The 13,766-nt window shown below is 60.5% G+C and carries 14 protein-coding genes; 2 read left to right on the forward strand and 12 right to left on the reverse strand.

Annotated features, from left to right (window positions below):
* Window positions 1-80: 80 nt before the first annotated feature.
* Both AC5V87_RS33165 and AC5V87_RS33170 read right to left on the reverse strand, forming a co-directional pair.
* Window positions 81-1,283 (reverse strand): cytochrome P450, encoded by a 1,203-nt coding sequence (locus AC5V87_RS33165; protein ID WP_495369013.1) that lies wholly within the window; start codon window positions 1,281-1,283, stop codon window positions 81-83.
* A gap of 615 nt (window positions 1,284-1,898) precedes the next feature.
* The gene (locus AC5V87_RS33170; protein WP_456843548.1) at window positions 1,899-1,982 is read right to left on the reverse strand and encodes a hypothetical protein; all 84 of its coding nucleotides are present in this window, start codon (window positions 1,980-1,982) and stop codon (window positions 1,899-1,901) included.
* Window positions 1,983-2,456: 474 nt separating this feature from the next.
* Here AC5V87_RS33170 and AC5V87_RS33175 point away from each other — a divergent pair, with 474 nt between their 5' ends.
* Both AC5V87_RS33175 and AC5V87_RS33180 read left to right on the forward strand, forming a co-directional pair.
* Window positions 2,457-3,086: an FMN-binding negative transcriptional regulator gene (locus AC5V87_RS33175; RefSeq protein WP_495369014.1), complete on the forward strand. Its 630-nt coding sequence runs from the start codon at window positions 2,457-2,459 to the stop codon at window positions 3,084-3,086.
* A gap of 968 nt (window positions 3,087-4,054) precedes the next feature.
* A complete protein-coding gene (locus AC5V87_RS33180) occupies window positions 4,055-4,960 on the forward strand; it encodes a TauD/TfdA dioxygenase family protein (protein WP_456842900.1) in 906 nt (301 codons plus the stop codon).
* A gap of 189 nt (window positions 4,961-5,149) precedes the next feature.
* On the opposite strand, the gene AC5V87_RS33185 is transcribed toward AC5V87_RS33180, so the two are convergent.
* The 10 genes from AC5V87_RS33185 to AC5V87_RS33230 all read right to left on the reverse strand — a co-directional run bounded on the left by AC5V87_RS33185 (window position 5,150) and on the right by AC5V87_RS33230 (window position 13,745).
* Window positions 5,150-5,389, reverse strand: coding sequence for a DUF2274 domain-containing protein (locus AC5V87_RS33185; RefSeq protein WP_456842899.1), 240 nt, complete (start codon window positions 5,387-5,389; stop codon window positions 5,150-5,152).
* Window positions 5,390-5,393: 4 nt separating this feature from the next.
* Window positions 5,394-6,599 carry a TraB/TrbI/VirB10 family type IV secretion system protein gene (locus AC5V87_RS33190; RefSeq protein ID WP_495369015.1) on the reverse strand — a complete coding sequence of 402 codons (1,206 nt, stop codon included), beginning with the start codon at window positions 6,597-6,599 and terminating at the stop codon, window positions 5,394-5,396.
* Window positions 6,596-7,630 carry a P-type conjugative transfer protein TrbG gene (trbG, locus tag AC5V87_RS33195; protein WP_495369016.1) on the reverse strand — a complete coding sequence of 345 codons (1,035 nt, stop codon included), beginning with the start codon at window positions 7,628-7,630 and terminating at the stop codon, window positions 6,596-6,598. The genes AC5V87_RS33190 and trbG overlap by 4 nt, the downstream gene beginning before the upstream one ends.
* Window positions 7,627-8,310 (reverse strand): conjugal transfer protein TrbF, encoded by a 684-nt coding sequence (gene trbF / locus AC5V87_RS33200; protein ID WP_495369017.1) that lies wholly within the window; start codon window positions 8,308-8,310, stop codon window positions 7,627-7,629. The genes trbG and trbF overlap by 4 nt, the downstream gene beginning before the upstream one ends.
* A 98-nt stretch (window positions 8,311-8,408) precedes the next feature.
* Window positions 8,409-9,638: a P-type conjugative transfer protein TrbL gene (gene trbL, locus AC5V87_RS33205; RefSeq protein ID WP_495369018.1), complete on the reverse strand. Its 1,230-nt coding sequence runs from the start codon at window positions 9,636-9,638 to the stop codon at window positions 8,409-8,411.
* Complete coding sequence (gene trbK-alt / locus AC5V87_RS33210) at window positions 9,635-10,012, reverse strand: putative entry exclusion protein TrbK-alt (protein ID WP_495369019.1); 378 nt, start codon at window positions 10,010-10,012, stop codon at window positions 9,635-9,637. Before trbK-alt ends, trbL begins: the two co-directional genes overlap by 4 nt.
* Window positions 10,012-10,743 (reverse strand): P-type conjugative transfer protein TrbJ, encoded by a 732-nt coding sequence (gene trbJ / locus AC5V87_RS33215; RefSeq protein WP_495369020.1) that lies wholly within the window; start codon window positions 10,741-10,743, stop codon window positions 10,012-10,014. The genes trbK-alt and trbJ overlap by 1 nt, the downstream gene beginning before the upstream one ends.
* A complete protein-coding gene (trbE, locus tag AC5V87_RS33220) occupies window positions 10,740-13,181 on the reverse strand; it encodes a conjugal transfer protein TrbE (protein ID WP_495369021.1) in 2,442 nt (813 codons plus the stop codon). Before trbE ends, trbJ begins: the two co-directional genes overlap by 4 nt.
* Before the next feature lie 10 nt (window positions 13,182-13,191).
* The gene (locus AC5V87_RS33225) at window positions 13,192-13,455 is read right to left on the reverse strand and encodes a VirB3 family type IV secretion system protein (RefSeq protein ID WP_495369022.1); all 264 of its coding nucleotides are present in this window, start codon (window positions 13,453-13,455) and stop codon (window positions 13,192-13,194) included.
* On the reverse strand, window positions 13,455-13,745 hold the full coding sequence (locus tag AC5V87_RS33230; protein WP_495369023.1) for a TrbC/VirB2 family type IV secretion system protein: 291 nt from the start codon (window positions 13,743-13,745) through the stop codon (window positions 13,455-13,457). The genes AC5V87_RS33225 and AC5V87_RS33230 overlap by 1 nt, the downstream gene beginning before the upstream one ends.
* Window positions 13,746-13,766 lie beyond the last annotated feature (21 nt).

A 13,766-nucleotide genomic window follows, 5' to 3' on the forward strand; every position in this document is an offset into this window, starting at 1 on the left:
TTGGCTGGCTGATCTGAGCGATGCAGGCAGGTGCGCCGGCAAACCGCGGACACGATTGCGTCCCCAGCGGCGTCCGCACATCACCAGAAAACCGGGAACTCCTCGAACCCGCCAGTGATGATCTCCTTGCGCAACTTCAATTGTTCGGGCGCGACAGCCAAGCGCAGCGCGGGAAAGCGCTGGAAGATCGAACCGAACACCGCCTTGAGTTCCAGCCTGGCCAGCTCTCCGCCGATACAGGAGTGCGGACCGTAAGAGAACGCCAGGTGCGGCTTTTCCTGGCGCCCGATGTCGAAGATTTCCGGCGCGTCGAAATGGCGCGGATCGAACGACGTTGCCGGCAGGCCGACCAGCACCTTGCTCTCGGCGGGAATATGCACGCCCGCGATGGTCACGTCGGTTTTCGGATAGCGCATGATGCCGTCCCAGCCCGCGCCCGGCGGATACATGCGCAGGATTTCCTCCACGGCCTTGTCCACCAGGGATGGATCGCCGACCAGGCGTTCGCGCTGTTGCGGATGGCGGAACATGGCGAGCAGGCCGCATTCGATCTGCGCGACGGTGCTCTCGTGCCCCGCCACCAGCATGCCTGCCGCCAGGCCGATTGCTTCTTCCTCGGTCGCCTTGCCCTGGTCGACCGCCGCGAGCAGATCCGTCAGCAGGTTGTCGCCCGGATTCTGGCGCTTGTCCCGCATCTTGTCGCGAATGTAGGCGCGCAGTTCTTCCCAGGCCAAGCGCGAAGCCCTGCGCGGGCCGCTTTCATGCTGGTGCGTCATCACCTCGTCGGACAGCCGAGCGAAAAAGGCGTGATCCTCATAGAGCAGGCCCATCAGGGCGCTGATGACCATCGCCGGAAGCGGAAACGAGAGGTGGCGCCGCAAGTCGGCGGGCTGGCGCTGGGCCGCCAGGTTCTCGAACAACTGCGCAGCGATCGCCTCGACATGCGGCGTCAGCAGCTTCACCCTGCGGCTGCTGAAGGCCGGCGCGACGAGCGTGCGTAACCGGACATGCTCGCCCCCCTCGTGCGACACGAGCCACCCCGGCGAACCAAGAATCACCGAATCCGGGGTGAACGCCGTCGGCGGCATTCCCGCCGGCCGGAACGCCGCGTCCGACAGCGCCGCCTTGGCCTCGTCGTAGCCTGTCACCCACCAGCCTTCGTGCCCAGACGGGAAACGCACGCGGTGTATCGGACCGTTGGCGCGTAGCGCCAACATCTCGGGCGAGGGCTCGATGTGATCGACGCGCCACATCGGCAGCATCGGCAGGGGTTGTTCGGACACGGTAGCACTTCACTCTCTAAGCGATGGAGGGGCGCAAGGTGCCCACAGGCGCTGCGGTCACCGACTTTACGTGCGCTTGCGCTCACTTCTGTTGGTCGATGATGCGGCGGGGAAGGCGACCGAACCGTAGGGCGTCAAGTTGGCTTTAGCCAGCTACCGAATCTTGTAGTAGCCTCCTAGGCTAAGCGCCTGGTACCGCAAAACATATGCGGAAACTCTGTCGCCATGCGCTACCATAAGGAAACCTATTTTAGATGGGTATCCGCCTATGTTGGTTGGCCTCATGCGCGTCTCAGAACACGGGCCTGCAGCGCGATGCGCTGCTCGGCTCGCCATCGTGACCTCGCTCGAAGGACAATTGGGTGGCGTTCCACTCGCACGGCGATGCCCTCGGGCGAATTCCTTTTCCGGGTGCGCCGCGCTCGCGCAGAGCGCGCTTTAATCTAGGACCATGTTGCAACCCACTTGCGCACGTTCGCGTTGGGACCATTGCCAAACTCAAGAACCGCGTTCTCGTCGATGAAAATACGCGGTTGCGGAATCCGGCGCGCGCAACCTCGCCCGCCTCGGCTTCGTCATCGAACCCAAGGCCGGCTAGCTCTGCCAGCGCCCGCTTCAGACTAGGGGCACCCTCGCTACGGCGTATTCGATCGCGGCCTCAACCTGATCGCGCGTCAGCGATGGAACATCGTCGACGATCTCCTCGGCCGATTGCCCTCGGGCGAGGCGTCCACCATAGACGGGAACTCCCGTGTTTTAATGACCGGTTGGTTGCGATCACCTTCGACTTCTACCAACCGACGCAGTTCAGACGATGAAGACGGCTTTAGACGTCGGTGTCGATCTTGCCAAGATCAAGGACTGGTTCGCCTAACCCGACTCGGTACGGGTCGAGGGACAGCTGCCGGATCGCTTCATACAGGCGAGCCGGGGTACGATCTCTGAAGGTCCATGGATGCCTGGCTCAGCCCGCAGGAAAATAGCTACGGAAACACCAACCCAACGGCAGCTTCACGCACTGAAGCGGCTGAGTGGAATTGCCCGCGTCCCAAATAAATCCGAAGCCGTCACGTCGAAAGAGGAAGCGGAGAAGCTCTACGGGAGCGACTAAACTGGCAGTTTTCTCGCATATCGACTTGCGTCTATCTCGACGACCTGCAACGGAGAGCCTTCATGTACATACCAACCCACTTTCGAGATGACGACATCGAGGATATTCGAGCGACAATCCACTGCGCCCGATTGGCCAACCTAGTCACAGCGACATCAGATGGGCCACTTGCGACGCCTCTTCCGCTCTTCCTCGACGAGAGCGAAGGCGAACACGGCGCACTATACGGGCACTTGGCGAAGGGCAATCCGCAATGGCGCACGGCCCCGATCGGAGAAGCTCTGGCGATCTTTACTGGCGCAGAGGCTTATGTGACGCCATCCTGGTATCCTAGCAAGCGACAAGCTGAACATGTGGTTCCGACATGGAATTACATCGCGGTCCACGCCCATGGGCCGATTGAGTTCTTCGAGGATCCCACTCGCCTGCTTGAGGTTGTGACGCGTCTGACGAATATCCATGAGACATCACGTGCGACGCCCTGGGCCGTCAGCGATGCCCCCGCGGATTTCATCGCCGCCCAGTTGCGTGAAATCGTCGGCGTGCGCATCCCGATCACCATGGTCGAAGGCAAACGCAAGATGAGCCAAAACCGCCCCACGCCTGATCGCATTGGTATCGCCACCGGCCTAGCGGCGAGCAAACTGGCACGGGACCAGGAAGTTGCAGCTCTTATCTTGGTTCAGGACTGAGACGAAAATGCGCATGACCAGCAGCGCCGCAGCCATCTTACATCTACAGCTCTCACAAACCCCAGCGGTCGGGCCATCAATTAACTCGCGAAATTCACGAACGGAAACGTCAGCTCGGGCTTGCCGCACTGCGCAGACACTTGTCCGTATTCTGACAGAGGCACAATCTCGTGTCAGGTCCAGTACAACGCGCATAGTAAGCGTCCAGACTCTCGAAAGCCCATCCGACTCTGCGGCTCCCTGCGCCGCCTGGGACGGCCATTGCTCAAAATAAAGCAATCCAGAAAAGAGCCGCGGAGGCAGCAATGCTCACGCTCTCCAAACTCGATCTCGCACCCGGAAGCAATTACATTGTTGAACCAATTCGTGCACAAGTGACAACGACTTGGAATGGAGACTCACGTCAGCGACATTTTGACAGTTGCGAGCTGCGCAACTCAGTTTAGGAGCATGAGCAAGCAAGAGCCGCTACGCTTGTATATGCGGGCCAATGATTTGCCCCCAGAAAGAACCGTCATCGTCATAGTGAGCGATAGGCCAGTTGAGACGGAACTTGCCCGCAATCTCGGTCTCGTCAACGTATCAATCGTGGGATGATTTTCGAGGCGCGCTTCCGCGCGGCAGGGCCGGACTACATAATTCATGACCACCATAAACTTCTGCCAACTCAACAAAAGCACTGCCTTCTTCAACGCTGTTAGTGATTACAAGAGCATGACTGAAGATCTGCCATTTGCTCGCTCCTGCTCTCGCTTCGCGATTCGACATTCGAAGGGGTGAGCTCGATGAGCGAGTTCTTTCGTCACTCGGCCCAACCACTGGCTCAGTTCGAGGGACTCGCGCCAAATGCCACGATTCGTTTACTGCCCATGATCGAGTACATGCTTGCGTTTTTCTTGGCACGATGCTTGCTGAAGATCATTTGTCGCAAGGGGTGAGGAAGAACTGCAAGGGCTTGGAAAAGCAAGATGAGCACAAACGCTTTGATCGCAGGCGCCATTCCGAGCACCGATGTTGTGAAACGTGCAGCGCGCATCGGAGCCGAAGTCAAAAATATCAAGCTATCAGGCGACCTACCGGACCACACGATCGCCGCGATCAACAGCTTATTGCTCGAGCACAAGGTGATCTTCTTCCGCAATCAAGGACATCTCAATGACGCTGAGCATGAGCGCTTTGCCGCTCGTCTCGGAAAGCTAGTGCCACATCCGATGCTCGGTGCTACCAAAGGGATGGCGTCGCTCCTCGAACTGGACTCCACTCGCGGCGGCGGTCGTGCCGACGTTTGGCATGCGGATGGGACCTTCGCCGACGCCTATCCCAAGATTTTGGTCCTGCGGGCCGTTGTAATGCCAGTGTTCGGAGGCGACACCGTATGGTCGAACACAGCTGCCGCTTATCTTGGTCTGCCGCCGCCGCTACAACGGCTTGCCGAGGCCCTATGGGCCGTTCACAGCAACGTCTTCGATTACGCCGGGATCGCGCGGGTCCGTGAGGTCGACAAGAAACATTTTGACGAGGTGTTCACCAGAACGGTTTTTGAGACCGAGCATCCCGTCGTACGCGTCCATCCCGAAACGGGCGAGCGGACGCTAGTGCTCGGCGCCTTGGTGAAGCACTTTATTGGAATCCGCAAATACGACGGACAAAAGCTATTCGATCTGCTCCAGTCTCACATCACTGCGCCCGAAAACACTGTGCGTTGGAATTGGTTAGAGGGCGATATTGCGCTGTGGGATAACCGCGCAACGCAGCATTACGCGGTCAACGATTACGGGGACCAGCATCGCGTCGTACGTCGGGCCACGATCGAGGGTGACGTGCCTGTCAGTGTCGATGGCCGGAGCAGTGTAACGCGAAAGATGACCGAATAACTGCACGTCGACGCCCAGCGCCCCCCGCTGAAAACTGGGAAAAATTGGCAATCGGAGCTGTTTCGGGGCAAACTCGAAAGCACACACACTTTGCGACGCCATATCTCAGCTCTTGATGCCAACTGGGCAGCGTCTCGCTGTGCTGGCAACGATTTAGCGTGGGCAAGGGCTTCGAGGAGACCACGAGCATCACTGTCCTTCGGTGGCCGGTACGTGGCCTTCACGTTTCAGTTTAGAAAATTCTCGGTCAGTGGCCATAAAGCGCGCCAACATTGGGGCGATGAGTTTAGTTGGATCGACCAGTTGACCACACTGACGCGTAAGCACTTCTGCATATGCAATGAGATCACGATGCACGGCCGCGGGCAGCTCCGCACTCACTTTGACCGGCTTGTCGTCTGGAAGCTCTCCTATTTTAAGTTTGGGCATGTTGTCACCCTCTATACGGGGCAAGTATCAGATCATGATTGACAAGAACGCGAACCGGGAAACCAGGTCGCACGGTCAGCGTGGGCTGGATGTTGAGACTGCGCCGAACTACCTGCTGTCCGGTCTGGTTCAGTGAGTCCGAGGCCCCGTGCCGCAATGCTTGGATGATTGCGCTGTCGTTGCTGTTGGTATCAGTGCCGGCTCCCAGTTCGGTCCCGACCGCCAGAAACGTGGACAGTGCCGCAGCCTTAAACAGCTCACCCCAGTGATTGTCGACCTGGTCTTCGAGGCCTGCATATCCTGCGGCATCAGCGCCAGGCTGCCGCTCCAGAACGATTGAACGTCCATTCGGCATGATCAGCCGTGTCCAGACAAGCAACACACGGGATTGGCTGAACGCGACCTGGCTATCGTAGACCCCGATCAGACGCGCTCCCTGGGGCACAAGCAGAAAGCGGCCGGTCGGTGAGTCAAAAAGGTTCTCCACGACCTGCGCGGTCACTTGGCCTGGAAGGTCCGATCGGATCCCGGTGATAAGCGCCCCTGAAATCACCGTCCCAGCCTGCACGATGTATGGTGAAGAGGGTTTGGCGATACGGTCAGGGCTTACCGCTCGGCGGTCCACAGAGGCGTTCACGAAGGCAAGCTTGCGGTCCTGGCCGTTCTGCGCAGATCCATCGTCGCCAGTGCTCGTTGCATTCGGTGGCGTGACTCGGTCGTTTTCAACCGCCGCAGCGGGCGGACGCGCTCCGCCATTGATCGCAGCGAACAAATGGCTGGTGCGGGCTGCCTCGGTCTCTTGTTCCCGGCGCTGCTGCTCCGGATCGGCGCCGATCGCCGGCGACTGGCCCTGAGCGGCAAGGATCGGCCGACCAAGGTCCCCGGGGAGCGGCGGACCAAGCTGCGGGATTGGCTGGCGCGGAACGCCGGCATAGTCCTTCGGCAGCATCGTAATTCCGTCGGCAACATTGTGATGGTCGGTACTGTAAAGCTCATCGGCCGCTTGATTGCGTGGATGATTGCTCTGCAGCGACCACAGCACCGCTCCGCCGATGACAAGTAATGCAACTGCGCTCCCGCCGGCCAGGATCTTCCGCGACAATCGCGTCACGCGGGGATGCTCTGCTCTCAAGCGGAAGCTCTCTGACCGCTCCCCTTGTGTCTCCGGCGGAACTGCTTGCTCGTGATCGCTTACATTCCGAGTGTTCATGACGACGGCCTCCCGTCGGTCCGGACAATACGTACCTTCTGCTGGTGCTCACCGCCCAGCCGCAGTTCGGCGGCAGCAAACAGCCGATCGACGATCAAGACGTTGCCGTAAGCGCGATAGTTGACGAGTTCAGTCTTGCCGTCTGGACCGATGACGAAGAGCGGAGGCATCTCGCCTTGCACGATGCCTTGCGGGAATTCGACATAGACCTTGCGGCCATCGTCATATGCGGCGAGCGGCCGCCAGGGAGGACTGTCCCCTTCGATGGCATAGCGGGAGATGCGCTGCACCGGGTCCGGAAGAACGGGCTTCAGAGCGCCCGAACGGGATCGTTCGCGTGCCGATTCTGGATAGTACCAGGCAACGGATGGCATGTATGGCCGTTCGCGGGAGCGGAGCTCGATCAGGTAGGTGCGCCGGTCGGTATTGACGACGAGGTTGGTCTCGATCGAAGCGCGGGTCGGCTTGACCAGAATATGGACGCGCCGTGTGTCGCCGCTCCCGCTCTCGGTATCGCCGACGACCCAGCGCACGGTATCCCCGGCCGCGATCGGCCCCGATCCCGTCAACTGCTCTCCTTCCTCGAGTGCGATATCCGTGATCTGCCCGGGTGCGGCATAAATCTGATAGAGAGCCCCGGGACTGTAGGCGTAAATTTGCGCCGCATTGAAATACCCCCGCTTGCGCGGCTCGACCCGGGCGGCGCTGTTTGCCGTCTCGACCCGGCTCACGGGTTCGGCGTCTTCCTTCCCTCCCGACTTGCCGCCAAAAGCCGGTTTCCAGAGGGGTGGAACGTGAAGCGTTCTTGGTCTGTCGTCGAGAGCGACGGGTGGTGCTGGCAACGGAGGGACTTCAGCGTCATAGCTGATCTCCGGCGGAATGTACGTCGCGCACCCACCAAGCACCGATGAGCAAAGCAGGAGAGCCTGCAAACTTGTTCGCTTCAAGGCCACTAACCTGCGCCGGGCCAGGTTGAGCCTGCCTTGCGCGACAGGATGGTTCGAATGAACCTCAGACAGGGTCTTGATCACTGACTCAACTCCTTTGACCAGCTGATGGCGCGGACGTAGACGCCAAGGGGATTCTTGCGCAGACGTTCGGCATCGCGCGGCGTTTCGATCACGATCGTAAGAATCGCGGTCCAGCGCTCAGTCGAGCTCAACGAACCGTTGTCGTAGGTGCGCTCAGTCCAAGCGACCCGAAAGCTTTCCGACGACGCGCGAATGACGCTCGAGACGTCGACGGAAATTTGCGCCTTGCCCAGTCTGGCAAAAGGGTCATTGTTGCGCGCGTAGTCGTTGAGCGCAGCGGCGCCGCGATCAGTCGTAAAATCATAGGCCCGGAGCCAGTTTTGGCGCAGAACGATGCCGTCGGCCGGCAGACCTCTGACATCCTCGATAAAGCGCGCCAGATGGTAGGCGATCTGAGCGTCTGTGGGTTGATAGTCGATATTCGCCGGTGCCACCCTTTGGGCCTGGCCAAGATGGTCGACCTCCACCACCCAGGGCGTGATCGAGCCTTGGCTCGATTGCCAAACAAGGCCACCTGCGAGACCGGCGGATAGCATCAGGGAGCCGAAGGCCATCAGCCGCCAGTTTTTGGCTTGCACACGCGCGGACCCAATACGTTCGTCCCAAACCTGCGCTGCTTTCTGATACGGCGTAACCGGCTCGGGCATGCGCCCGTAATGAACGGATGGTCGTTTGAACATCGATAATTGCCCCCGGATCAGGTGATCGGCTTTTGCTTGGTGTGGAATTCGAGTTTGAGATGCGGCTGCGGGACCGCGGTAAAACTCAGTGTCAGATGTCAGCGCTCTCCTTCAGACAAATCGACGGAAGAGCCGCTGCCGCCGGAATCGCCTGAGCGGACCGCGTGGCCGGCTGCCGACGCACCCTGCCGAATGGTCTCGGCACGTTTCATGCGGCGCGCCCAATCGGGCTGCCCTTCAGCCGAAGTGCTCGTGGCCTGCGCGCCGGCTTCCCCACCTCCACCGAGCGCAGCCGCTGCACGACGCAATGGGCTCATGGCAGCCGAACTGCCCGCCTCCGCGACGCCAGCAAGGCCGCCGCTTCGATAGGCGGCTGACGCTCCGCTTATGACAGCGCCACCACCGCGCGCGGCGCCTGCAATCGCACCGCCAGCGAGACCGGCACCGCCGGCGGCGAGGCCTGCGCCGGCGGCAACAATACCGCCAGCGGCAAGGCCCGTTCCAATCGCCGCGCCGGCGCCGAGTTGCGGTCCGCCCGACACCAGGCCGTTTGCGATACCCGGTCCGAAGATACCCAGGCCCAGCAAGGAGAGCGCTGCAAGTACCAGTGTCATCGCGTCTTCGATGGTTGGCTGATTGCCACCAAAGCCAGCGGTGAACTGAGAGAACAGGGTCGATCCAATCCCGACGATGACGGCCAGGACCAGGACCTTGATTCCTGAAGAGATGACGTTGCCCAGGACCCGCTCGGCCGCGAAGGCGGTCTTGCCAAACAACCCAAACGGAATGAGCACGAAGCCGGCCAGGGTGGTGAGCTTGAACTCGATCAGCGTAACGAAGAGCTGGATCGCCAGAATGAAGAAGGCGAGCAGCACCACAACCCAGGCGAACAGGAGAACGACGATCTGGACGAAATTCTCGAAGAAGCTGATGTAGCCCATCAGATTGGAGATCGAGTCGAGCAACGGTCGGCCGGCGTCGAGTCCGACTTGAGCGATCTTTCCGGGTCTGAGGAAATCTGCCGCAGATAGGCTTGGTCCGGATGCTTTCAGCCCAAGGCCAGCAAAGCTCTCGAAGACGACGCGTGCCAGACCGTTCCAATTACCAATGAGATAGGCAAAAACGCCGACGAAGAGCGTCTTCTTGACCAGGCGCGCGATGATGTCTTCGTCCGGCCCCCAACTCCAGAACAACGCGGCGAGCGTAATGTCGATCGCAGCAAGGGTCGTTGCGAGATATCCGACATCGCTACCGAGCAGCCCAAAACCGTTGTCGATATAGCGCGTGAACGTTTCGAGGAACTGGTCGATGATTCCGGTGCCGGTCATGGCCTGCTCGCCTCGGGTGTCGCCGGCTGCATTTGCGGATATCCTTGCGGGATCCGGCTCTGATCTTTTGGAGCCGGCGCCAACCCTGGGGCGGGTTCTTCTTGGCCAGGAACCGCGGCACCGGATTGCTTGGCCAAGAAGCGTCGCCGGTTTTCGGCCCAGACCTGCCTGCAATGCTGATAGCCAGCCGTTTCCACCGCAGTGACGCTGCGGCAGCGTGCGAGGTCAGAGCTGGTTGTATCAGTCGCCTGGTCCGTCTTCGGCGGCGGCGGAGAACCCTCTCCGCCACGAAGCTGAATCGTGCAGGCAGTGACGACCAACACGCCGATTGTCGTAAGCAGCGACAACGCCTTGAATGCCCTTATGTCGGTCATTAGTGGAACATCTGCACATTGGAGGATTGATAGCCCTGCCCCAGTGCCAGGAATCGACGAAGCTGTTCGCGGCCCTGATCCTGGGCAGAGACGCGCTGAGCCGCTTCCAGACTTTGCGCCCTGCCCTGTGCCGTCACGACAGCGGTGAGGTCAGCGAGCTGCTGCGCGTTCAGCGCGAGAATCTGATTGCCGGCCTGCATTGCCTGCAGGGCGCCGCTGGCGCCTTGACTCGATGTTACAAGCGCGGACGTCTGGATGCGGTTGGTGTCGAGATTACCAACGATGCCAGCCTGGACGCGAAGCGCGTCTTGTGTTGCCGAGTAAGTATTTTGCCACCGGGATTGGGCGTTGGAGATCAGCAACTGGTTCGATTGGCTGCCGATCGCCGGCGCGTAGCTGGTCGAGAAGGCACGATCGACCTGCTGCACGTCATAAGCGATACGCTGGGCCTGGGCCAGCAATTGCTGGGTCCGCTGGATCGAGGATTGCAATTGCTGCAGCGACGAATACGGCAGGTTTGCCAGGTTCTTTGCCTGGTTGATCAACATCTGCGCCTCGTTCTGCAGCGAGGTGATCTGATTATTGATCTGCTGCAGCTCCCGCGCAGCAGTCAGAACATTCTGAACGTAGTTGTTGGGATCAAAGACGATCCACTGCGCCCGCGCGGGCACCGTGACGCCAAGCATCAGCGCGACGGTGCCAACGGCCGCCAATAGGCCAAAACGCCTCATAGCGATTTCTCCAGATTGACGAGATTGGGGATCAGGTCGAGGGCCCAGGCGACGCCACGGTGCTGGAGCCAGGCCGGCACGAAGCCGTCGGGTCCATGTTCGGCGAGGAGTTGCGCGATCGCGGCTTGGTCTGTCTTGGAAGAGGCTGCGGTAAAGGCGAGTGCGACCTCACCAAGCCCAAGTTCGAACATCCGGTTACCCCGACGCGACTGGCAGTAGTAGTCGCGCTTTGGCGTTGCGCGGCTCAGAAGCTCGATCTGGCGGTCGTTGAGGCCGAAGCGACGGTAGATGGCGGTGATTTGCGGTTCGATCGCCCGTTCGTTCGGCAGCAACAACCGTGTTGGACAGCTCTCGATGATCGCCGGCGCAATCGCGGAGCCATCGATGTCCGAAAGTGACTGCGTGGCGAAGATGACGGACGCGTTCTTCTTCCGAAGCGTCTTCAGCCATTCCCGGAGCTGACCGGCGAAATCCTCGTCATCCAGGGCAAGCCAACCTTCATCGACAATCAGGAGTGTCGGACGGCCATCGAGACGGTCCCCAATACGATGAAAGAGATACGCCAGTACGGCCGGCGCAGCACTTGTTCCAATCAAGCCTTCGGTCTCAAACGCCTGGACCGACGCCTCGCCAAGGCGCTCGAATTCAGCATCAAGCAGGCGCCCGGATGGACCGCCGAGGCAATAGGGTTGCAAGGCGCGTTTTAGAGAGTTCGATTGGAGCAAGACTGACAGACCCGTCAGGGTGCGCTCCTCCCTCGGCGCCGAGGAGAGAGATGTCAGCGCCGACCAGAGATGATCCTTGACCTCCGGGGTGATCTCGACCTTTTCCCGTGCCAGGATCGCGCCGATCCATTCCGTGGCCCATCCGCGCTCAGAGGGATCATCGATCCAGGCTAGCGGCTGCAGGGCGACGGGGTTTCCACTCCCGTCAGACAATGCGCCGCCTAGATCATGCCAATCGCCACCCATGGCGAGGGCGGCCGCCCGGATCGACCCGCCGAAATCGAAGGCAAAGACCTGAGAGTTCGGGTAACGCCGGAATTGCAACGCCATCAGAGCGAGCAATACCGACTTGCCCGCGCCAGTCGGGCCGACCACGAGGGTGTGGCCGACGTCACCGACGTGGAGGGAGAAGCGGAACGGCGTTGATCCCTCGGTCTTGCCGAACAGAAGCGGCGGACCCTTGAAGTGCAGGTCCCTCGCCTCGCCCGCCCACACGGCCGACATCGGAATCATATGAGCGAGATTGAGGGTCGAAACCGGCGGCTGCCGGACATTGGCGTAGACGTGCCCGGGCAGACTGCCGAGCCAGGCTTCTACGGCATTCACCGTTTCAATCATACAGGTGAAATCGCGGCCCTGAATGACCTTCTCGACCAGCCGCAGCTTTTCATCTGCAGCATTGGGATCGCGGTCCCAGACAGTGATGGTTGCCGTAACAAAGGCTTGTCCGGTCTGATCCGATCCCAGTTCCTGCAATGCCGCGTCGGCATCGATCGCCTTATTGTGGGCGTCTGTATCGAGCAGCGCCGACGGCTCGTTGGTCATGACCTCCTTGAGGATGGAACCGATGGACTTTCTCTTCGCGAACCACTGGCGGCGGATTTTGGTCAGCAGCTTGGTGGCGTCGGTCTTGTCGAGCATGATCGCCCGGGTTGACCAGCGATACGAAAACGCCAGGCGATTCAGGTCATCCAGAATTCCCGGGGTCGTCGCCCCAGGAAAGCCCACGATCGTCAGCACCCGCACATTGGCCGAACCCAGCATCGGCTCGAGCCCGCCGGTCAGCGGCTGGTCGGCCAACAGCGCATCGATATACATCGGAATTTCTGGCACCCGAACACGATGACGCTTGGTTGAGATCGTCGAATGCAGGTAGGTCAGCGTGTCCTGATCATCGAGCCAGGTACATTCCGGCATGAACCCTTCGACGAGTTGCAGAACACGGTTTGTTTGGTCGACAAACCCGCGCAGCACCTCACGCGCGTCCGCTCCAACGGTACGATCACGACCCTCGTAAAGCAGTTGCTCTGCCCTGGCGGCCCCCTCCTCCGGCGGTAGATAGAGAAAGGTGAGGAAGTAGCTGGATGCATAGTGAGCGCCCGCCTCCTCGAACTGCGCTCTGCGCTCAGCGTCAACCAGTGCGGATGCGACATCCGGAAAGGTGCTCGGAGGATAGGTCCCTGCAAAATGGCGCTGCGCCTCGACAAACACGGCCCAGCCTGACCCCAGGCGACGCAAGGCGTTATTTAAGCGACCGGCGACGGCGACGAGTTCAGCCGGTACTGCACTATCCAGGTCGGGTCCGCGGAACCTTGCTGTCCGCTGGAACGAGCCGTCCTTGTTCAGAATGATTCCTTCGTCGACAAGAGCTGCCCAAGGCAGGAAGTCGGCGAGGCGCGCGCTGCAATGGCGATATTCGGCAAGGTTCATCATGGACAGGAGCTCAGGTGTTGAGATGGGCGGGAATGCGCAGATGCCGGCGCACCACATCGACGAAGGCGGGATCGCGCTTGGTGGCCCAGACGGCGGCCATGTGGCCGATGAACCAGAGGACGAGGCCCGCGATCCAGAGCCGCAATCCCAGCCCAAGGGCTGCCGCAAGCGTACCGTTCACGATCGCAACTGACCGCGGCGCGCCGCCCATCAGGATCGGCTCAGTGAGCGCGCGGTGAACGGGCACGACAAAGCCTGTGACTTGATCATCCATCAGATCACCACGCCGCCGCCGAAGGAGAAGAACGACAAGAAGAAGCTCGAGGCCGCAAACGCGATCGAAAGACCGAACACGATCTGGATCAGCCTGCGGAAACCGCCTGACGAGTCCCCGAACGCGAGCGTCAGTCCGGTCACCACGATGATGATGACGGCGATGATCTTGGCGACCGGACCTTCCACCGACTGCAAGATCTGATTGAGTGGCTGCTCCCACGGCATGTTCGAGCCAGCCGCCCATGCCGGCGCCGCTCCTAAAAGCACCGCGCCGAAAGCGCCCAACATTGAATCTCGAAGAAAGCGAAC

The organism is Bradyrhizobium sp. SOJA106 (assembly GCF_059448745.1).